Raw genomic sequence first — 18,206 nt, 5'->3', positions numbered from 1 at the left:
AATGACCCGCTGGACACAACCGACAGGGGGCTCCCGTGGCACATGCGGATCCGGATTCGGCGAACACCCTTCGCCGCATGGTCGAGGGCTACCAGGTGTCTCAGGCGATTCACGTCGCCGCCACGCTCGGCATCGCCGATCTGCTGGCCGACACCCGCCGCACGAGCGACGAGCTGGCCGCGGCGACCGGCACCCATCCTCCCACGCTCTATCGCCTGCTGCGCGCGCTGGCGAGCCTGGGCCTGCTGCATGAACTCGAAGGCCACCGCTTCGAGCTCGCGGCGCTCGGCCAGCCATTGCGCAGCGACGCGCCGGATTCGGTGGCCGGCTGGGCCGCGTTCGTCGGCCGGCCCTACTACTGGCAGGCCTGGTCCGGCCTTCTGCACAGCGTGCGGACCGGCGAAAACGCCTTCCGCCATGTCCACGGCACCGACGTTTGGAGCTATCGGTCCGCCCACCCCGAAGAAAGCGCCGTGTTCGACCGGGCGATGACCACGCTCTCGCGCCGCGCCAACGCCGCCCTGCTCGCCACTTGCGACTTCGGCCGCTTCCGCATGCTGGTGGACGTCGGCGGCGGCACCGGCGCCCTGATCGCGGCGGTCCTCGCCGCGCATCCGGGCCTGCAGGGGGTCCTGTTCGACCAGCCGCACGTCGTGTCGGCCGCCGCCGCGTTGCTGGCCCGCGCCGGCGTCGCCGAACGCTGCCGCACGGTCGGGGGCAGCTTCTTCGAGGCGGTGCCCGAAGGCGCCGATGCCTATGTGCTGCGCGCCGTGATCCACGACTGGGAGGACGACGATGCGGTCCGGATCCTCGCGCAGGTCCGGCGCGCACTTGGCGAAGGCAGCAAGGTGCTGATCGTCGAACGGGTGATCGCACCGCCCGATGAAGGGCGCGACGCCAAGTTCTCCGACCTCAACATGCTGGTGGGTCCGGGCGGCCGCGAGCGGACACGCGAGGACTTCGTCGCACTGCTCGAGCATGCTGCGCTGCGGCTCGAGCGAGTGCTCGATGCCGGCAGCTTCTGCGTCCTGGAGGCTGCTGCCGCGGACACCTGAGGCGGCTTCCGCCAACGGCGCCTACAACGGCATCGGACCGATCCGACAATGCGAGCTCGGCCGATGCCTGATGTTCAACACTCCAGGAGACCCGACATGACCCCCAAGAACACCCTCTGCCTGTGGTACGACGGCACTGCCGAGGACGCCGCGAAGTTCTATGCCGACACCTTCCCGGACAGTGCCGTAGGCACCATCTTTCGTGCGCCGGGCGACTATCCGGCGGGCAAGGAAGGCGATGTGCTGACGGTCGAGTTCACCGTTGTCGGCATCCCCTGCCTCGGCCTGAACGGCGGCCCGGCGTTCAAGCACAGCGAAGCCTTCTCGTTCCAGATCGCGACCGACGACCAGGCCGAGACCGACCGGCTGTGGAATGCGATCATCGGCAACGGCGGCCAGGCCAGCGAGTGCGGCTGGTGCAAGGACCGCTGGGGATTGTCCTGGCAGATCACGCCGCGCGCGCTCACCGAGGCGCTGGCCGACCCGGACCGCGCGGCAGCCAAGCGCGCGTTCGACGCGATGATGACGATGGGCAAGATCGACATCGCGGCGATCGAGGCGGCACGGCGGGGGCCGAAGTGAGGTCTTCTCGTTAGGGCATGCTCAGAGATCCAGAACCAGCCGCTGCGACTTCGAGCGCGAGCAGCACGGCGTGAACTGGTCGTTGGCGGCCTGCTCGTCGGCCGTGAAGTAGACGTCCTTGTGATCCGGAACGCCTTCCAGCACGCGCGTGATGCAGGTGCCGCAGACCCCCTGCTCGCACGAGGTCGGGATTTCGATGCCGATCCTGCACAACGCCTGCGCCACGGTCTCGTCCTTCGCCACCGCCACCACCTGGCCCGAACTGGCGACCTGCACCTCGAAGCCTTGGTCGTTCGCGCGGTCGACCGGGCCGGCAGCGAAGAACTCGTAGTGGAGCCGCGTCTCGGGCCAGCCCTGCGAGCGCGCCTCGTTCAATACGGCGTCCATGAAGCCCTTCGGCCCGCAGACATACAGGTGGGTGTCGCTGTCCTGGCGCGCGATGAAGGCCGCGAGGTCGAGCTTCTGCTCTGGCGGGCCGTCGTCGAAGTGATGATGGACGCGAGACCCGAACCGGCCATCGGCGATCCGTTCGCGGAACGCGGTGCGTTCCGGCGAGCGCGTGCAATGGTGCAGCTCGAAATCGGCGCGCGCCGCCGCCAGCCGTTCGGCCATGCAGAGGATCGGCGTCACCCCGATGCCCCCTGCAAGCAGGACGCTGCGGCGGGCCTCGTGCGCCAGCGGAAAAAGATTCCGTGGCGCGCTGATCTCGAGTTCATCGCCGACCCGCACACGCTCGTGCATCGCCTTCGAGCCGCCGCGCGTCGCCGGATCCTTCAGCACCGCGATCAGGTAGCGGTGGGTCTCGGTCGAATCGTTGCAGAGTGAATACTGGCGCACCAGTCCGTCCCCCACCTTGACGTCGATGTGCGCGCCGGCCGAGAAAGCGGGCAGCGCCTGCCCGTCGGCCGCGACCAGCTCGAAGCTCGCGATGTCCCTGGCTTCTTCGCGCCTGGCGCTCACCCGGACCCTGAGCGTCGCGGTCGTCATCCGGCCACCTCCTCGGGCCGAACGTCCGCCAGCAGCCGCTCCACGATCCGGCGGGCCCGGTTGGCGCCGGCATCCACGTGGATGTCCATCCACGAATTGCGATCGCCGAAATCGGCGATGTTGCGGTACTGGTCTTCGATGACCACCCGGTCTTCGTCGAAGGTGTAGGCGGTCTGCTCGACCACCGTGTCGATGTTCTCGGGCATGTCGGGGTGCTTGTTGCTGGCCATGCTCCAGAAGTAGTGGCAGGTGTCCTCGGTCTCCGGCGTGATGCCGTGGAAGCCGCGCATGTGGAACCCGCCCCGCCGCGGATCGTCGATGGCGCCCGAGCCGGGCTCCATGGCCCCGGTCCAGATCGCCAGGTGCGACACGTGGAACTCGATCTCCTGCCAGCGGTCGCAGGTGTCGCCGAAGGGCCAGGCAGCGCGGTAGGTGGGGGGTGGCGTCGAGCCGGGCATCAGGCGGACCACCTTGACCGTGTCGCCGTCCTGCGTCACCTTCATCGGCGCGTTCATGTGCAGCCGCGCATTGCCGCCGATGGTCTTGAGGTGGACGTACCCCAGGTGGCTCAGGTCGAGCAGGTTGTCGTGGATCAGCTGCCAGGGCGCCTTGTAGTGGTACATGCCGCTGCCGAACTTGTAGCGCGGATCGTCATGGTGGGGATAGTCAGGCGGCTCCACGGCCGGGGCCGAGTCTTCGTCCCGTGGCATCCAGATCCAGACGATCCGGTCCTTCTCGACCACCCGGTAGGACCTCACCCTGGCCTTGGACGGAATGCGCTCCTGCCCGGGGATCTCGAGGCACTGTCCGCTGGGCGCATACAGCAGGCCGTGGTAGCCGCAGCGCACGCCGTCGGCTTCCACCGTGCCGCACGACAGCGGCAGCGAGCGATGGCAGCAGCGGTCTTCGAGCGCGGCGATCTCGCCGCTGCCGGTGCGAAACAGCACCACCTTCTGGTTCAGGAAGGTGCGGCCGATCGGCTGGTCCTGGAGCTCCGACGAGAAGCCGGCGACGTACCAGCGGTCGAGCGGAAAACGGGCGGCAGCGCCGCTCTTGCGGATGCTGCCGACCGGGATGGAGGCGGTGTTCATGCAAATCTCCTGGGATGGGTTGGGATGGGAGTCGACGCTGCTCAATGCACGGCCATGCCGACCCACCGGTCGAGCGTCTCGGTGTCGCGCAGCAGGACCTGCGCATCGCTCTCGTGGACGACCGTGCCGTGGTCGAGGACGAGCGCCCGACGGGCATACCTGAGGGCCTCGTCGACCTGCTGCTCGACGATGACGACGGCGATGCCGGTCTCGCGGCTCATCGCCTGGAAGGCGTTCAGCAACTCCTGGCGGATGAGCGGCGCCAGCCCTTCGAGCGGCTCGTCGAGCAGGATCAGCCGGGGTCGGCCCAGCAGCGCGCGAGCCACCGACAGCATCTGCTGCTCGCCGCCGGACAGCTGCGTGCCGCCGTTGCGCCGCCGCTCGGCCAGCCGGGGGAACAGCGCATAGGCCTCGTCGACCGCGCTGCGCGGGCGGTGCTTGAGCCCGGCCAGCAGGTTCTCCTCGACCGTGAGCGACGGAAAGATGTCGCGCGTCTGGGGCACGTAGCCCAAGCCGCGCCGGGCGCGCTGGTGAGGGCTCAGGCGCGAGATGTCTTCGCCCAGGAACTCGATGCGGCCGCCGGCCAGCGGCACCAGGCCCATGATGGCGCGCAAGGTCGTGGTCTTGCCCACCCCGTTGCGTCCGACCATCGCCACCCGCTCGCCCGGCGCCACGGCCAGCGACAGGCCGTCGAGCACCGTCGTCGGGCCGTAGCCTGCCTTCAGGCTTTCCAGTTTCAGCATCGCTTCGGTCATGCGGGAGTGCCCAGGTAGGCGGCCCGCACCTTCGGGTCGCGCCGGATGTCGTCGGGGCTGCCGTCGGCCAGCACGGCCCCCTCGGCCAGCACCACGATGCGGCTGGCGAAGCGGAACACCAGGTCCATGTCGTGCTCGATGATCAGCACGGCCAGGTCGCGGGGCAGCGAATCGAGCGCCGCGAGCAGCCGCGCGCCATCGCCCCTGGGCACCCCGGCCATCGGTTCGTCGAGCAGCAGCACCTTCGGACGCAGCGCGAGCGCCAATGCCATCTCGACCAGCCGCTGCTCGCCGTAGGCCAGGTCCTCGGTCGGCGTGGCGGCATGGGCGCGCAGGCCGAAGCGCTGCAGCAGCGCCTGCGCCTCGGCGTTCAGCGCCGGATAGGCGTCCACGCTGCGCCAGGCACGGCCGCCCAGGCCCTCGCGCTCGAACAGCGCCATCTCGATCTGCCGTTGCACCGGGAGCTGCGGCGCCAACGTCGTGATCTGGAAGGTGCGCGCGAGGCCGAGTCGCACGCGCTGGGCCTGCCCCAGGCGGGTGACGTTCTCGCCGCGCAGCCAGATCTCGCCCGCATCGGGCCGCAGTACGCCGCTGACCTGGTTGACCAGCGTCGTCTTGCCGGCGCCATTCGGGCCGATCAGCGCCAGCCGGTCGCCGGCGTGGAGCTGGAACGACACGCCGCGCGTGACGTGCAGGCCGCCGAAGCGCTTGTCCAGATCGCGGATGTCCAGCAGCAGGCTCATGATGCAGCCCCCGCGCGGCGACGCAGCCAGCCCCACGCCTTCGCCGGCGAAACCAGCACCACCGCCATCAGCATGAAGCCCACCACGAACAGCCAGTGGTACGGATTGATCGAGGCCGCCGTGTGGTGCAGCAGGGTGAACACGACCGCGCCGACGAGCGCGCCGCCCAAACGCCCGGCGCCGCCGAGGATCAGCATCACCAGGGCTTCGGCCGACAGCGCGAAGGACAGGCTGTCGAGTCCCACGATGGCGTTGGTCTGCGCCGACAGCGCACCGGCCGCACCGGCGATCGCACCCGCGGCGGTGTACATGGCGAGCAGCCGCCGGTAGACCGGCGTCCCCAGCGCCGCCATGCGGGCCCGGTTCTCGTGGATTCCGCGCACGGCGAGGCCGAAGGGCGAGTCCACCAGGCGGCGCGCCACGTAGTACAGGAGCACCAGCACGGCCAGCGCATAGAAGGCGGCGACGCGGCCCTCCAGGTCGAACGCGAAGCGGCCCAGCAGCGGCCCGACCGTGAAGCCGGACAGCCCGTCGTCGCCACCGGTCCAGTCGCGCGCCTTCTGTGGCAGGCTCAGGACGATCTGCGCCACGGCCACCGTCAGCATCAGGAAAGTGAAGCCCCGGTAGCGCAGCAGGAAGGCGCCGCTGGCGAGCGCCAGCAGGCCGCCGGCGCCGATGCCGATGGCCAGACCCGCCAACGGGTCGGGCATCACCTTGAGCGCGAAGATCCCGGCCGCGTAGGCGCCGGTGCCGAAGACGGCCGCATGCCCCAGGGTCGCGAGTCCGGCCACGCCGACCACCAGGTCGAGCGACAGCACGAACAGTGCGGCGACGAAGATGCGGGTCATCAGCCCCAGTTGCTCCGGCAGCAGTGCACAGGCCAGCGCGCCGAGCGCCAGCACGATCAGGGGGGCGCGCCAGGCCGGCCGGCAGCGCGGCGCGGCGGCGTGCCGTGCTTCGGATGGGGCCTCGGCCGGCCCCTGCAGCGTGGTGGAGGTGTTCATCGCTTGAGCAATCCGTCGGGACGCCAGGCCAGCAGCGCCGCCATGGCCAGGAAGAAGAAAAGGCTGCCCCAGTCCGAGGCGAGGTACTTGCTGGCGGTCTCGATCACGCCGAGCACGACCGCCGCCGCGAGCGACCCCGCGATGCTGCCCATGCCGCCCACGGCCACCACCACCAGCACCAGCACGAGGTACTTGAGCGCGTAGTACGGCTCCAGCGGCATCAGCTCGGCACCGAGGATGCCGCCGAAGCCCGCGAGCGCGGCGCCGGCGGCGAAGCTCGCGCACTGCACGACGCGGATCGGGATGCCGAGGCTGGAGGCCGTGCCGCTGTGATCGACCGCGGCCCGCAGCCAGATGCCGAAGCGGGTGCGCGCGACGGTCCATGCCGCCGCGCCCGCGACCGCCAGTCCGGCGCCGATCACCAGCAGGCGCTGCGCCGGCAAGGTGCGAAATCCCAGGTCCACCGAGCCGGCGAGCCCGGGCGGCAGCGGGATCAGTTGCACCTGCGGACCCGCCAGCGCGTTGGTGGCCGCGATCAGGAAGAAGCTCAATCCGATGGTGAAGAGCACCTGGTCGAGCTCCTTGCGCCGGTACAGGTGCCTGAGCACCAGCAGCTCGAGCACGGCGCCCAGCGCCGCGGTGGCGATGACGGCCGCCGGCACCGCGAGCCAGAAGTTCCATTGCGCCTGGCGCACCAGGAATGCGGCGCAGTAGCCGCCGACCATGGCGAAGGCGCAATGGCTCAGGTTGACGAAGCGCATCAGGCCGAGCGTGAGCGACAGCCCGACGGCGATGACGAACAGCACCATGCCGTAGGCCAGTCCGTCGACGGCGATGTTGAAGAGGACGGTCATGTCAGGGCAGCGGGCTCACTGGGCCAGGCCGTGGTCGACCTGCGGACCGAAGCTCTCGACTTCCTTGTTGACCAGCACCCCGCCGACCTTCTCGACCTGGCGCAGGTACACGTCCTGCGTGATGTGGCGGGTCTTGCCGTCGATGCGCACGGGTCCGCGCGGGCTCTCCCACTGCAGCGTGCGCGCGGTGGCGATGGCCTTCGGACCGTCCTTCCGGCCGCCGGTGGCCTCGATCATCTTCTGGATGACGTGCATGCCGTCCCAGGCGCCGACCGAGGCGTAGTTGGCGGCGGCGCCCGGATCCTGCTTCTTCAAGGCGGCCACGAAAGCCTTGTTGGCGGCCGAGTCGTGCGCCCCCGAGTAGTGGAAGGCGGTGGTCAGCCCCACCGCGCTGTCGCCGAATTTCTGCAGGTCGAACTCGTCGGTCTCCGCGGTGCCGAGAAAGCGCACGCCCGACTTGGCCAGTCCGTTCTCGTTGTAGGCCTTGATGAAGCCCAGGTTGGGCGGGCCGCCGGGCAGGAAGGTGTAGACCGCCTGCGCCCCGCTGGCCTTGATGCGCTGGACGAAGGGGCCGAAGTCGGTGGTCGCGATCGGCATCCGGATCGACTCCACCACCGTGCCGCCCTGCCTGGCGAACTCGCTCTTGAACGCGGCCTCGGCGTCCAGCCCCGGGCCATAGTCGGTGACCGCCGTCACGACCCTGGCGATGTTCTGCTTCGCCGCCCACCGGGCCAGCGGCACCGTCACCTGCCACAGCGTGTAGCCGGTGCGCACGAAGTAGTCGGACTTCTCGGTGATGGACGACGTGGCGGCGTTGAAGATCACCGTCGGCGTCTGCGACTGCTGGATCAGGGGAGCGACGGCCAGCGCGTTGGGCGTGAAGACGAAGCCGCCGAGGTAGTCGACCTTGTCCTTGACGATCAGCTCCTGGACCAGGCTCTTGGTCTGGGCCGGATTCGGTCCGCCGGTGTCGCGGTAGATCAACTCGACCTCCCTGCCGCCGAGCTTGCCGCCCTGCCCCGCCACATAGGCCTCCGCGGCCGCCTTGAACAAGGCGCCGTAGTGGGCGAACGGCCCCGAGAAGGGGCCGACGATGCCGATCTTGACGCTCTGGGCCTGCGCTGGCGCCGCGGCGAGAGCAAAGGACGAAGCAGCGAGGGCGCAGACGAGCGCGCGGCGGGACAAGGGCATGTGGGGTCTCCTGATGGGATGGGCGTGCAAGCGGGGCGTCGGATCGGCTGCCCCTTGGATGGTTGGAGTATCAATTAGTTGATATGCCAACTAAAATGGGGTTTTCCCTGCCTCGGCGCCGACCCGCATGTTCCAATCGCAACGACATCCAAGACAACCAAGAGGGCCATCCATGTCTGCCAGCAAGCGCTTGGCGAAAGCATCGAACACCACGGCACGACGCCCCCCGCGGGCATCGCAGGCCGAAGCCGACACGCCGGACATGGGCGCCGGCGGCGAGGTCGTGGACCTCGAGCGCTACGTTCCAGCGTTCCTGACATGGATCGCCAACAAGCTGTCGCGCGGTGCCTCCCAGCACTACCTGCGCGTGTTCGACGTCGGCATCGAAACCTGGCGCTGCATGGTGCTGCTGGCCACCGAAGGCTCGATCTCGGCCCAGCAGGTGTCGCGGGTGATCGGCATGGACAAGTCGTCCGTCAGCCGCTGCTTCAAGAGCATGCAGGAGCGCGAGCTGATCACCCTCGAACTCGATGCCAAGGACGGCCGCTTGCGCATGGCGACCCTGACCCCGAAGGGACGCCGCCTGCACGACCAGATCGTCGGCGTGGCGCTCGAACGCGAGCGCGTCTTCCTGTCCGTGCTGAGCGAGGCCGAGCACGAGACGCTGATCCGGCTGCTGAAGCGCCTGCACGAAAACCTGCCTGAAGTCGAGTCGGCGACCGAGCGCTATGTCGCCCAGCGCTTCGCTCGTGCCGACAAGCACAGCGGCGCCTGACAACGCGCGCAACGCGGGCCGCACTTTGCGCTATGGTTCGGGCAACGACCTCACGGACTCGCACGCCATGGACCTCAGCAACCACACCTTCCACAGCCTGTTCGATCAGCTCGGGCTTCCCAGCACGGAGTCAGAGATCCAGCGCTTCATCGCCGAGCACCGGCCGCTGAGCGACGCGGTGGCCTTGGCCGACGCGAGCTTCTGGACGCCCGCCCAGGCCCAGTTCCTGCGCGAGGAGATCCGCGAGGATGCCGACTGGGCCGAGGTGGTCGACCAGCTCAACCTGGCGCTGCGCGCCTGAGCGGTCCGCTGGTTTCAGGGCGCCGCTGACCTGCGGCTATGATCGAATCGGGCCGCCACATGGCGGCCTGCGTCGCTCGGACGGTTCCGGGCGCTTACGTGAGATTCAACCATGTCCTCTTCTGTCGGCAAGCGCCGCTTCGCGCGCATCGACCGCCTGCCCCCCTATGTCTTCAACATCACGGCCGAGCTGAAGCTCGCCGCCCGCCGCCGCGGCGAAGACATCATCGACCTCAGCATGGGCAACCCCGACGGGGCCACGCCGCCCCACATCGTGGCGAAGCTCACCGAGGTCGCCCAGCGCCCCGATACGCATGGCTACTCGGCCTCGAAGGGCATCCCGCGGCTGCGCCGCGCCATCTCGCACTGGTACCAGCAGCGCTACCAGGTGGAGATCGATCCAGACACCGAAGCCATCGTCACGATCGGCTCCAAGGAAGGGCTGGCCCACCTGATGCTCGCCACCCTCGATCGCGGCGACACGGTGCTGGTGCCCGACCCGAGCTATCCGATCCACATCTACGGCGCAGTCATCGCGGGTGCCGACATCCGCTCCGTACCGCTGGTGCCGGGTGTCGACTTCTTCGCCGAACTCGAACGCACCATCCGCGGCAGCTACCCCAAGCCCAAGATGATGGTGCTGGGCTTTCCGTCGAATCCGACCGCGCAGTGCGTGGAGCTCGACTTCTTCGAGCGCGTGATCGCGCTGGCCCGCAAGCACGACATCTTCATCGTCCACGACCTCGCCTACGCCGACATCGTGTTCGACGGCTGGAAGGCGCCGTCGATCATGCAGGTGCCCGGCGCCAAGGACATCGCGGTCGAGTTCTTCACCCTCAGCAAGAGCTACAACATGGCCGGCTGGCGCGTCGGCTTCATGGTCGGCAACCCCGATCTGGTGGCCGCGCTGGCGCGCATCAAGAGCTATCACGACTACGGCATGTTCACGCCCTTGCAGGTGGCCGCGATCGCGGCGCTGGAGGGCGACCAGACCTGCGTCGGCGAAATCGCCGCCAAGTACCAGGCCCGGCGCGACGTGCTCCACAAGGGCCTGACCGAAGCCGGCTGGGAGGTCGAGCTCCCCAAGGCCTCGATGTACATCTGGGCCCGCATCCCGCCCGCGTACCGCGAACTGGGTTCGCTGGAATTCGCCAAGCGCCTGCTCGAGAGGGCCAAGGTCTGCGTCTCCCCCGGCATCGGCTTCGGCGACCACGGCGACGACCATGTGCGCTTCGCGCTGATCGAGAACGAAGCCCGCATCCGGCAGGCCGTGCGCGGGATCCGGGCGATGTTCAAGGCCGACGGGGCGACGCGGGCGGCCTGAGGCGACGGACGCGCCGCGGCGCGGTTCTTGCGAAACCGCGTCCGCACGGGCACGATAGTGCCGCACCGCCCAACTCCAAGGCGCCGCCGATGTCCTTCCTCTGGCCCGATTGCCTCTGGTTCCTGCCGGCGCTTGCGCTGCTGCCGGCGGCCTACGTCTGGCTGCTGCGCCGCCGCAGCAAGAGAGCCTTGCACTACAGCAGCCTGGCGCTGGTCCGCAACGCGCTGGCAGGCCGCAACTGGCGGCGGCACGTGCCGCCGGCGATGTTCCTGCTGGCCTGCGCGGGTTTGCTGCTCGCAGCGGCACGGCCGGTGGCGCGCGTGCCGCTGCCCTGGGCACGGTCGTCCATCATGCTGGCCATGGACGTGTCGCTCAGCATGCGCGTGAGCGACGTCCTGCCGACCCGGCTCGCCGCCGCGCAGGAATCGGCGAAGCTGTTCCTGCGCGAACTGCCCAAGGACATCGAGGTCGGCCTCGTCACCTTCGCCGGCAGCAGCCAGGTGGCGCAGCGGGCGACGCTGGACCGCGCCAGCCTCGTGACGAGCATCGACGGCTTCCAGATGCAGATGGGAACCGCGGTGGGCGATGCCATCGTCCTGTGCCTGGCGGAGCTGTTTCCGGAGCAGGGCATCGACCTCGGCGAGATGACATTCGGCAGCCGGCCGCGCGGGCGCAGCCTGGACGAGAAAGCGAAGCCGCCGCCCCGGCAGATCACGCCGGTGGCGCCGGGCTCCTTCGATTCCGCCGCGATCATCCTGCTGAGCGACGGCCGCCGCACCACCGGCATCGACACCCTCGAAGCGGCGAAGATGGCCGCCGATCGCGGCGTCCGGATCTATGTGGTCGGGCTCGGTACGGTGGACGGCGACACCGCCACGCCCGACGGCCTGGCGATCTACATGAAGCTGGACGAGCCGACCCTGCGCGAGGTGGCACGCATGACCGGCGGCGAGTACTTCCATGCCGGCACCGCGGAGGCGTTGCGCAGCGTCTACGAGAAGCTCGGCTCGCGCGTCCAGGTGCTGACCCGCGACACCGAGCTCACGGGCGTCGTGGCGCTGGTCTCGGCGGTGGTCGCGATCGCGGCGGCGGCGCTGTCGCTGCTCTGGTCCGGAAGCCGGCTGTATTGAACGCGATCGACGACCCCGCTGTTGCGGCAGCCACGCCCCTTCCTACAGGGCGCGCTCCTCGCGCACGATGCAGCGGAAGCCGAGGTGGGAGGTCATGGTGTCGATCGGCTGCGCCATCCGGGCTGCCGGGCGATAGCGATGGCAGTAGTTCGGCGCGCACAGGTGCGAGCCGCCCTTCATGACCCGACGCGGGATGCGCACATCGGGCGATCGCGGGTCGTAGCTCGCGTCGGCGGTGCCGCCGCGCGGGTTGTTCAGCGTGCAGCAGGCGTGCTCGATCTTTCCGTGCTCCTGGTACCAGTCGATGGTCCATTCCCAGACGTTGCCCGCCATGTCGAACAGGCCGTAGCCGTTGGGCGGGAACGAGCCGACCGGCGCCGTGCCCTCGTAGCCGTCGACCAGCAGGTTCTGCCAGGGGAACTGGCCCTGCCAGGTGTTGGCCATGTGCTTGCCGCCCGGTGTGAACTCGTCGCCCCAGGTGTACTCCGCACCGTCGAGGCCGCCGCGGGACGCGAATTCCCATTCGGCCTCGGTCGGCAGGGCCTTGCCGGCCCAGGCCGCATAGGCCTCGGCGTCCTCGAAGGCGACATGCACCACCGGGTGCTTCCAGAGCCCCTGCAGCGAGCTGCCGGGGCCGCGCGGATGGCGCCAGTCGGCGCCTTGCTGGTAGGTCCACCAGTTGTGGACGTTGCCCATGTCGACCGGCCCCGCGGTCTTGCGGAAGACCACCGACGAGGGCGCCAGCATCGCCGGGTCGGCGCCGGGATAGTCCTCCGCCCGCGCCGGCTTTTCGGCCAGCGTCACGTGCCCGGTGGCGTCGACGAAGCGCTTGAAGTCGGCGTTGGTCACGGCGTGGGTGTCGATCCAGAAGCCCTGGACCGCGACCTTGTGCGCGGGCGCCTCTTCGGGATAGTGACGGTCCGATCCCATGAGGAAGGTGCCGCCGGGTATCCAGGCCATGCCGGGTGCGGGCGGCTTGACGCCGGCGGCCGGCGTCGGGGCGAGAGGCGTGTTCGAGGTGTCCATGCGTCTTGGGTCGGAAGATGGGTCGCCCGCATGATAGGCGGGCCAAAGGCCACTGACCATCGCTTTGCACTCGCGGCCAAACCCGTGCTGTCAGCCGAGTCCTACGCCGCAACAAAGGCGTTGACGCGCCCGGGCCGCGCCGGCATGCTCGACCGCCTCGAGCCGGGCACGGGTGAAGCCGGCAAGCCACGGAGTCAACGATGAACGAAATTCAGGAGGTGCTTCACCGCGTCTGGACGGATCTGCTCTCGCGTCCGAGCGGGCCCGAGTCGTTCCGCTTCGTCTTCCAGCCGATCATGGCGGCCGTGGTCGCGACCCTCGACGGCGTCAAGGATGCCCGCGCCGGCCGCACGCCATACTTCCGGGCCCTGCTGCGTGATCCGGCCCACCGCGGCGCCCGTCTGCGCGAAGGCTTCAAGGCCACCTCGCGCATCATCGCCCTGGGCTTCGCGCTGGACGCCGTCTACCAGTTCAAGACTGTCGGCACCTTCTACCTCGGCGAGGCGATCGTGGTCGTGTTCTTCCTGGCGTTCCTGCCCTACCTGCTGGTCCGCGGGCCTGCGGACCGGATCGCCCGGTGGTGGCTCGCCAGGAAGGCCGTGAACAAGACCTGAGCGCGGCGGCTTCAGCGCAGCACCAGCACCGGTATGCGCGAGTGCGTCAGCACCTGCAGGGTTTCACTGCCCATCAGCAGGCGCTGCACGCCACGCCGCCCGTGCGAGGCCATCACGATCAGGTCGCAGTGGTGCAGGCTCGCGGTCTCGATGATGGCTTCGGAGACCAGCTCCGACTGGACCACGACCGCGCGCGTGTTCTTCACGCCCCTGGCATCGGCCGTGGCCTTCACCGTGTCGACCACGCGCTGCGCCTCGACGTTGAACTGCTCGCCCAGGCGATCGGCATCCGCCTGGTCGAGCAGCACCGATCCTTCGAAGTAGCCGGTGGGGTCGCGGCGCACCACCTTGATGGCGACCAGTTCGGCCTGCATCAGAAGGGCCAGATCGATGGCGCTGTGGACCGCCAGCTGCGAGAGCTCGGAGCCGTCGGTGGCAACGAGGATGCGTTCATACATGGCCATGACCTTGCCTCCCGGGCAGGGACACCCGCCCGCGACTGCCAGCGTACCGCGCGCGGCCTCGGCGATCAAGGAAAGCGGGCGCGAAGGGGCAGAATGAGGCCAAGAGCCACCAGCCCTCTTGGCGTTCCCATGCTCCTCGTCCATCGGTACTTGTTTCCGGCGATGTGGCTGAGCTGGGCGATCTATTGGTGGCTGATGTCGCGCGACGTCAAGCCCACGGTGCGCCGCGAATCGCCGGGCTCCCGGCTGCTGCACATCGTCCCCCTGGCGCTGGCCATCGGCCTGCTGTGGCGCCCGAATGCGCCGATCCCGCTGCTCGATGCGCGCATCCTGCCGCGCGCCGCATGGCCCTTCTGGATCGGCGCGGCGGTCACGCTGGCGGGCCTGCTGTTCAGCGTGGCGGCGCGCGCGTACCTGGGCCGGAACTGGAGCGGCACGGTGACGCTCAAGCAGGACCACGAACTCGTCACCGGCGGCCCCTATCGCTTCGTCCGCCATCCGATCTACACCGGCCTGCTGCTGGCGTTCCTGGGCTCCGGCTTCGCACGCGGGGACCTCGGGGGCGTCGCCGCGATCTTGCTGGTCCTGTGGGCGCTGGTGCGAAAGCTGCGCATGGAAGAGCGCTGGATGCGCGAGCAATTCGGTGAAGCGTACGTGGCCTACAGCCGGCGGGTGGCGGCGCTGGTGCCCGGTCTGCTGTGAGGGAGAATCGGCCCCGACTATGGCCACCTTCGAATGGATCATCGTGCTGCTGCTCGGCGCCGCGCTGCTGGCTGCGCTCGCGCGCCGGCTGGGTGCGCCGTACCCGACCTTCCTCGCGCTCGGCGGCACCTTGCTCGCCTTCGTGCCCGACAGTCCCAACTGGACCCTGGACCCGCACCTGGCGCTGACGCTGTTCGTGGCGCCGGTACTGGTCGATGCCGCCTACGACACCTCGCTGCGCGACCTGCGCACCCACTGGCGGCCGATCGCCGGGCTGGTGATCGCCGCGGTCGGCACCACGGTGATCGCGGTCGCGCTGGTGGCGCGCTGGCTGGTGCCCGGCATGTCCTGGCCGGTGGCGATCGCGCTGGGCGCGATCGTCGCGCCGCCCGATGCGGCGGCAGCGACCGCCGTCATGCGGCAGGTCAAGCTGCCGCACAAGCTGCTCAAGATCATCGAGGGCGAGAGCCTGCTGAACGACGCCAGCGCACTGTTGGTCTACCGCCTCGCGATCATGGCCGTGATGGCCGGCCACCTGGGTTTCGCGAGCTTCGCGCCGGTGTTCCTGCTGACCCTCTTCGGCAGCCTGGCGGCAGGCGTGGGCTGCGCCTGGGCGCTGCGCCGGCTGATGAGCGGCGTGCGCGAGGTGCCGGTGCTGCTCATCATGCAGTTCGCCTTGACCTTCGGCGTCTGGATCGCGGCCGAGGCGATCGGGCTGTCGGGCATCCTCACGCTGGTCGCCTACGCGATGACGGTCGCGCGCAGCGGCGGCGCCCAGCTGCCGGCGCGCCAGCGCGTGCCCGTGTTCGCGGTCTGGGAGGCGGTGGTGTTCGTGCTGAATGCGTTCGCCTTCGTGCTGATCGGCATGCAGCTGCGGCCGATCTGGCAGCGGCTCGAGGCTGGCGGCGCGCGCACCGACGCCGTGCTCACGGCGCTGGTGGTGCTCGGCACGACGGTCGCCGCGCGCTTCGTCTGGGTGATGAGCTACAAGGCACTGAGCTTGCGACGCCATCGCGCCGCCGGCGCCGCGCAGGCCGGGCATGGGCGGGGCGCCTTCCGCAGCGGCATCGTGCTTTCATGGGCCGGCATGCGCGGCATCGTGACGCTGGCCGCCGCCTTCGCGATTCCCGAGACCCTGCCCGACGGCACGCCGTTCCCGCACCGCGACCTGATCCTGCTCTGCGCCTTCGCGGTGGTGCTGGGCACGCTGGTGCTGCAGGGCCTCACGATGGCGCCGCTGATCCGCCGCATGGGGCTCAGCGACGACGACCCGGTGGGGCGCGAAATCCGGCTCGGCCGTACGCATGCCTATCGCGCGCTGCTCGATGCGATCGCGCACGACGACAGCCTGGCCGGCAAGCTGCTGCGCAAGGAGTACGGCGCGATCGTCGAGCTGAACTCGGGCCATGCCGACGAGGCGCCGATCGACGAAGTACCCGGCGGGCCGCTGCGGCGCCGCGCCATCGCGGTGGCGCGCCAGCGCGCCTTCGAGATGCGCCGCGACGATGTGATCGGCGACGATGCCTACCGGGTGCTGGTGCAGGAACTCGACTGGGCCGAACTCAGCGCCGGCGGCGGCAGGCCGCAGTGAGGCGGCGGCCGTCCGCGGGTGCCGGCGAGGCGAGCGAAGGCGGCCCGTATTGGCTACCATCCAGGCCGGCCGGTCGACGATCGGCCATGGTGTCCGGTTTCCTGTGGAGTGGTGCATGGCCGTGTTGCTGAGCGAGATCCAGTGGAGCGACCCCGTCCTGCCGGCGGCGCCGGACGCGGCATGGGAAGCCGAACTCAAGCGCCGCGGCGCCCCGGTGCTCGAAGTCGACCGCCGGGTGGCGGCCAGCCGCTGGCTGCGCGAGGCCGCCTACCAGGCGACGAACTACATGCCCGCCGCGCTGCCCGAGCGGCTGCACCGGATGGGCAGCATGGTGACGGCCCAGGAGAATTCGTGCCGCTACTGCTACGGCGCGAACCGTGCCTACATGAAGCTGCTGGGCTATTCCGAGTCGTTCATCCAGCAGGTCGAACGCGACGTCCAGATGGCCGAGCTGGACGCCAAGGAACGCGCCTACATCGCCTTCTGCCGCAGCCTGGCGCGGTCGAGGCCGCGCCCGGCCGCGGCCGAGCGGGCTGCCCTGCTCGAACTCGGCTATACCCCGGCGCAGATCGGCGAGATCGCCTTTGCGATCTCGTTCGGCTGCTTCTTCAACCGGGTCAGCACGCTGTTGGCCTGCCCACCCGAGAAGAAGTTCGAGCGCATGGCCGCCGGACCGTTTCGCTGGCTGCTCGCGCTCGCCATGCCGCTGATGAAAAAGTTCGGCCCGGGCCGGCCTGAAACGGCGGCCCTGGACCGGGCCACCCTGGCGGCCGGCCCCTTCGGCGTGGTGGTCGCGCCGCTGGCCGGCCTTCAGGCAGGCACCATCATGAAGGCGGCGCTCGATGGCTCGTTCGAGTCCGGCTTGCTGAGCCGCAGCGCCAAGGCGCTGATGTTCGCCGTGGTCGCGCGCACGCTGGGCTGCCCGCATTGCGAAGCCGCGGCGACGCGCCTGCTGCTCGAAGACGGCTTCGGCCAGGCGGACATCGACAGCGCCATGGCGACGCTGCGCTCGCCCCGGCTGGCGCAGGGCGAAGCCGGCCTCCTGGCGTGGGCGCGCGACACGGTCTACTACGAGCCTTCGTCGATCCAGCAGAAGACGCGCGCCCTCGGCGCCGAACTGGGCGCTGCCGCGCTGCTGGAAGCCATCGGCGTGGCGTCGCTGGCCAACGCGACCGTGCGGCTGGCCATGCTGCTGGAGTGACGGCGCTGGACTGGATCCTCGTCGCGCTCGGCGCCATCGCCCTGTCGGGCCTGGCCGTGCTCGTGCTGCACGGGCGCCGGCAGAACGAGCAGCTCGAGAAGCTGCTGCTCGCCGCCGACGACCGGCTGGAGCAGCTGCAGCGCCAGTTCGAGCGCTTCGTGCCGGCCGACGTGGTGGAGCGGCTCACCGAGGCCAGCGACGCCCTGGCGCCAGAGCGGCGCCAGGTGACGATGCTGTTCGCCGACCTGCGCGGCTTCACGGCGCTGTGCGACCGGCTCGACCCGGCCGTGACGGTGGCCATCCTGAACGACTACTTCCGCCACATGACGATCGCCATCGGCCACCGCCACGGCCATGTGACCGAGTTCGTGGGCGACGGCCTGCTGGCGCTGTTCGGCGCCCTGGAAGCCAATCCCTGGCAGGCCCGGGACGCCGTGCTGGCCGCGCTGGACATGCGCGCGGCCCTGGCGCGCTACAACGCCACCCTGCGGGAGCGGGGCCTGCCCGAACTGCGCTTCGGCATCGGCATCCACGGCGGGGAGGTGGTGGCGGGCGTGATCGGCACCGCCGGCCTCTCCAAGTTCAGCGTCACCGGCGACCCCATCAATGTCGCCTCCCGGGTCGAAGGACTGACCGCCAGGTACGAAGTCGACCTGCTGGTCACGGAGGACATCCGGCGCGCGCTGGACGACCAGTTCCGGCTGCGACCCATGCCGCCGGCGCTGGTCAAGGGCAAGGCGGAGCCGATCCAGACCTATCACGTGGAGGCCGAGAGATAGCCTGTTGCGGCGCCCTCGCAGCCGGCGTACAACCAGGG

20 protein-coding genes are annotated in these 18,206 nt (G+C 69.8%); 11 read left to right on the top strand and 9 right to left on the bottom strand.

Annotation, left to right across the window (positions count from 1 at the left end):
* Positions 1–35: 35 nt before the first annotated feature.
* Positions 36–1,055, top strand: a complete 1,020-nt coding sequence (locus tag QZH52_RS28775; protein WP_301814288.1) for a methyltransferase — start codon at positions 36–38, stop codon at positions 1,053–1,055.
* Positions 1,056–1,151: 96 nt separating this feature from the next.
* The gene (locus QZH52_RS28770; protein ID WP_301814287.1) at positions 1,152–1,637 is read left to right on the top strand and encodes a VOC family protein; all 486 of its coding nucleotides are present in this window, start codon (positions 1,152–1,154) and stop codon (positions 1,635–1,637) included.
* A gap of 21 nt (positions 1,638–1,658) precedes the next feature.
* On the opposite strand, the gene QZH52_RS28765 is transcribed toward QZH52_RS28770, so the two are convergent.
* From QZH52_RS28765 to QZH52_RS28735, 7 genes are read right to left on the bottom strand one after another with little or no spacing between them, the layout of a single operon-like run.
* Entirely contained in the window at positions 1,659–2,624 is a 966-nt protein-coding gene (locus tag QZH52_RS28765; protein ID WP_301814286.1) for a PDR/VanB family oxidoreductase, read from the bottom strand.
* Positions 2,621–3,715 (bottom strand): Rieske 2Fe-2S domain-containing protein, encoded by a 1,095-nt coding sequence (locus tag QZH52_RS28760; protein WP_301814284.1) that lies wholly within the window; start codon positions 3,713–3,715, stop codon positions 2,621–2,623. Before QZH52_RS28760 ends, QZH52_RS28765 begins: the two co-directional genes overlap by 4 nt.
* A 41-nt stretch (positions 3,716–3,756) precedes the next feature.
* A complete protein-coding gene (locus tag QZH52_RS28755) occupies positions 3,757–4,458 on the bottom strand; it encodes an ABC transporter ATP-binding protein (RefSeq protein WP_286536003.1) in 702 nt (233 codons plus the stop codon).
* A gap of 8 nt (positions 4,459–4,466) precedes the next feature.
* Entirely contained in the window at positions 4,467–5,213 is a 747-nt protein-coding gene (locus QZH52_RS28750; protein WP_301814282.1) for an ABC transporter ATP-binding protein, read from the bottom strand.
* On the bottom strand, positions 5,210–6,217 hold the full coding sequence (locus QZH52_RS28745) for a branched-chain amino acid ABC transporter permease (protein ID WP_301814280.1): 1,008 nt from the start codon (positions 6,215–6,217) through the stop codon (positions 5,210–5,212). Before QZH52_RS28745 ends, QZH52_RS28750 begins: the two co-directional genes overlap by 4 nt.
* A complete protein-coding gene (locus QZH52_RS28740; RefSeq protein ID WP_301814278.1) occupies positions 6,214–7,071 on the bottom strand; it encodes a branched-chain amino acid ABC transporter permease in 858 nt (285 codons plus the stop codon). Before QZH52_RS28740 ends, QZH52_RS28745 begins: the two co-directional genes overlap by 4 nt.
* A 15-nt stretch (positions 7,072–7,086) precedes the next feature.
* Entirely contained in the window at positions 7,087–8,262 is a 1,176-nt protein-coding gene (locus QZH52_RS28735; RefSeq protein ID WP_301814275.1) for an ABC transporter substrate-binding protein, read from the bottom strand.
* 172 nt (positions 8,263–8,434) lie between these two features.
* Here QZH52_RS28735 and QZH52_RS28730 point away from each other — a divergent pair, with 172 nt between their 5' ends.
* The 4 genes from QZH52_RS28730 to QZH52_RS28715 all read left to right on the top strand — a co-directional run bounded on the left by QZH52_RS28730 (position 8,435) and on the right by QZH52_RS28715 (position 11,791).
* On the top strand, positions 8,435–9,037 hold the full coding sequence (locus tag QZH52_RS28730; RefSeq protein WP_286536009.1) for a MarR family winged helix-turn-helix transcriptional regulator: 603 nt from the start codon (positions 8,435–8,437) through the stop codon (positions 9,035–9,037).
* Positions 9,038–9,104: 67 nt separating this feature from the next.
* A complete protein-coding gene (locus QZH52_RS28725) occupies positions 9,105–9,338 on the top strand; it encodes a DUF2789 domain-containing protein (RefSeq protein WP_286536010.1) in 234 nt (77 codons plus the stop codon).
* Positions 9,339–9,449: 111 nt separating this feature from the next.
* Positions 9,450–10,661, top strand: a complete 1,212-nt coding sequence (gene alaC / locus QZH52_RS28720; RefSeq protein WP_286536012.1) for an alanine transaminase — start codon at positions 9,450–9,452, stop codon at positions 10,659–10,661.
* An 89-nt stretch (positions 10,662–10,750) separates the two neighbouring features.
* The gene (locus QZH52_RS28715) at positions 10,751–11,791 is read left to right on the top strand and encodes a VWA domain-containing protein (RefSeq protein ID WP_301814273.1); all 1,041 of its coding nucleotides are present in this window, start codon (positions 10,751–10,753) and stop codon (positions 11,789–11,791) included.
* Between the two features lie 42 nt (positions 11,792–11,833).
* On the opposite strand, the gene QZH52_RS28710 is transcribed toward QZH52_RS28715, so the two are convergent.
* Positions 11,834–12,817: a formylglycine-generating enzyme family protein gene (locus tag QZH52_RS28710; protein WP_301814272.1), complete on the bottom strand. Its 984-nt coding sequence runs from the start codon at positions 12,815–12,817 to the stop codon at positions 11,834–11,836.
* Positions 12,818–13,017: 200 nt separating this feature from the next.
* Between QZH52_RS28710 and QZH52_RS28705 the strand changes: the two genes are divergently transcribed.
* On the top strand, positions 13,018–13,431 hold the full coding sequence (locus tag QZH52_RS28705) for a hypothetical protein (protein WP_301814270.1): 414 nt from the start codon (positions 13,018–13,020) through the stop codon (positions 13,429–13,431).
* Between the two features lie 11 nt (positions 13,432–13,442).
* Here QZH52_RS28705 and QZH52_RS28700 read toward each other — a convergent pair whose 3' ends face one another.
* Positions 13,443–13,889 carry a universal stress protein gene (locus QZH52_RS28700; RefSeq protein WP_301814311.1) on the bottom strand — a complete coding sequence of 149 codons (447 nt, stop codon included), beginning with the start codon at positions 13,887–13,889 and terminating at the stop codon, positions 13,443–13,445.
* A gap of 135 nt (positions 13,890–14,024) precedes the next feature.
* Between QZH52_RS28700 and QZH52_RS28695 the strand changes: the two genes are divergently transcribed.
* The 4 genes from QZH52_RS28695 to QZH52_RS28680 all read left to right on the top strand — a co-directional run bounded on the left by QZH52_RS28695 (position 14,025) and on the right by QZH52_RS28680 (position 18,168).
* The gene (locus QZH52_RS28695) at positions 14,025–14,597 is read left to right on the top strand and encodes a methyltransferase family protein (RefSeq protein WP_301814269.1); all 573 of its coding nucleotides are present in this window, start codon (positions 14,025–14,027) and stop codon (positions 14,595–14,597) included.
* Positions 14,598–14,616: 19 nt separating this feature from the next.
* Positions 14,617–16,188 carry a Na+/H+ antiporter gene (locus QZH52_RS28690; RefSeq protein ID WP_286536020.1) on the top strand — a complete coding sequence of 524 codons (1,572 nt, stop codon included), beginning with the start codon at positions 14,617–14,619 and terminating at the stop codon, positions 16,186–16,188.
* Between the two features lie 115 nt (positions 16,189–16,303).
* Positions 16,304–17,389, top strand: a complete 1,086-nt coding sequence (locus QZH52_RS28685) for a carboxymuconolactone decarboxylase family protein (protein ID WP_286536021.1) — start codon at positions 16,304–16,306, stop codon at positions 17,387–17,389.
* Positions 17,386–18,168: an adenylate/guanylate cyclase domain-containing protein gene (locus tag QZH52_RS28680; protein WP_301814268.1), complete on the top strand. Its 783-nt coding sequence runs from the start codon at positions 17,386–17,388 to the stop codon at positions 18,166–18,168. The genes QZH52_RS28685 and QZH52_RS28680 overlap by 4 nt, the downstream gene beginning before the upstream one ends.
* Positions 18,169–18,206: the final 38 nt, after the last annotated feature.

The organism is Variovorax ginsengisoli (genome assembly GCF_030486595.1).
GTDB classification, from domain to species: domain Bacteria; phylum Pseudomonadota; class Gammaproteobacteria; order Burkholderiales; family Burkholderiaceae_C; genus Variovorax; species Variovorax ginsengisoli_B.
Note: the sequence above shows the minus strand (reverse complement) of the source record. Positions and strands in the feature narration are given on the sequence as shown.

Coding starts and splice junctions, on each gene's coding strand:
- QZH52_RS28730 (WP_286536009.1), top strand. CDS start 8,435: ATGTCTGCCAGCAAGCGCTTGGCGAAAGCATCGAACACCACGGCACGA.
- QZH52_RS28725 (WP_286536010.1), top strand. CDS start 9,105: ATGGACCTCAGCAACCACACCTTCCACAGCCTGTTCGATCAGCTCGGG.
- alaC (WP_286536012.1), top strand. CDS start 9,450: ATGTCCTCTTCTGTCGGCAAGCGCCGCTTCGCGCGCATCGACCGCCTG.
- QZH52_RS28690 (WP_286536020.1), top strand. CDS start 14,617: ATGGCCACCTTCGAATGGATCATCGTGCTGCTGCTCGGCGCCGCGCTG.
- QZH52_RS28710 (WP_301814272.1), bottom strand. CDS start 12,817: ATGGACACCTCGAACACGCCTCTCGCCCCGACGCCGGCCGCCGGCGTC.
- QZH52_RS28735 (WP_301814275.1), bottom strand. CDS start 8,262: ATGCCCTTGTCCCGCCGCGCGCTCGTCTGCGCCCTCGCTGCTTCGTCC.
- QZH52_RS28705 (WP_301814270.1), top strand. CDS start 13,018: ATGAACGAAATTCAGGAGGTGCTTCACCGCGTCTGGACGGATCTGCTC.
- QZH52_RS28700 (WP_301814311.1), bottom strand. CDS start 13,889: ATGTATGAACGCATCCTCGTTGCCACCGACGGCTCCGAGCTCTCGCAG.
- QZH52_RS28760 (WP_301814284.1), bottom strand. CDS start 3,715: ATGAACACCGCCTCCATCCCGGTCGGCAGCATCCGCAAGAGCGGCGCT.
- QZH52_RS28755 (WP_286536003.1), bottom strand. CDS start 4,458: ATGCTGAAACTGGAAAGCCTGAAGGCAGGCTACGGCCCGACGACGGTG.
- QZH52_RS28765 (WP_301814286.1), bottom strand. CDS start 2,624: ATGACGACCGCGACGCTCAGGGTCCGGGTGAGCGCCAGGCGCGAAGAA.
- QZH52_RS28715 (WP_301814273.1), top strand. CDS start 10,751: ATGTCCTTCCTCTGGCCCGATTGCCTCTGGTTCCTGCCGGCGCTTGCG.
- QZH52_RS28685 (WP_286536021.1), top strand. CDS start 16,304: ATGGCCGTGTTGCTGAGCGAGATCCAGTGGAGCGACCCCGTCCTGCCG.
- QZH52_RS28695 (WP_301814269.1), top strand. CDS start 14,025: ATGCTCCTCGTCCATCGGTACTTGTTTCCGGCGATGTGGCTGAGCTGG.
- QZH52_RS28770 (WP_301814287.1), top strand. CDS start 1,152: ATGACCCCCAAGAACACCCTCTGCCTGTGGTACGACGGCACTGCCGAG.
- QZH52_RS28750 (WP_301814282.1), bottom strand. CDS start 5,213: ATGAGCCTGCTGCTGGACATCCGCGATCTGGACAAGCGCTTCGGCGGC.
- QZH52_RS28745 (WP_301814280.1), bottom strand. CDS start 6,217: ATGAACACCTCCACCACGCTGCAGGGGCCGGCCGAGGCCCCATCCGAA.
- QZH52_RS28740 (WP_301814278.1), bottom strand. CDS start 7,071: ATGACCGTCCTCTTCAACATCGCCGTCGACGGACTGGCCTACGGCATG.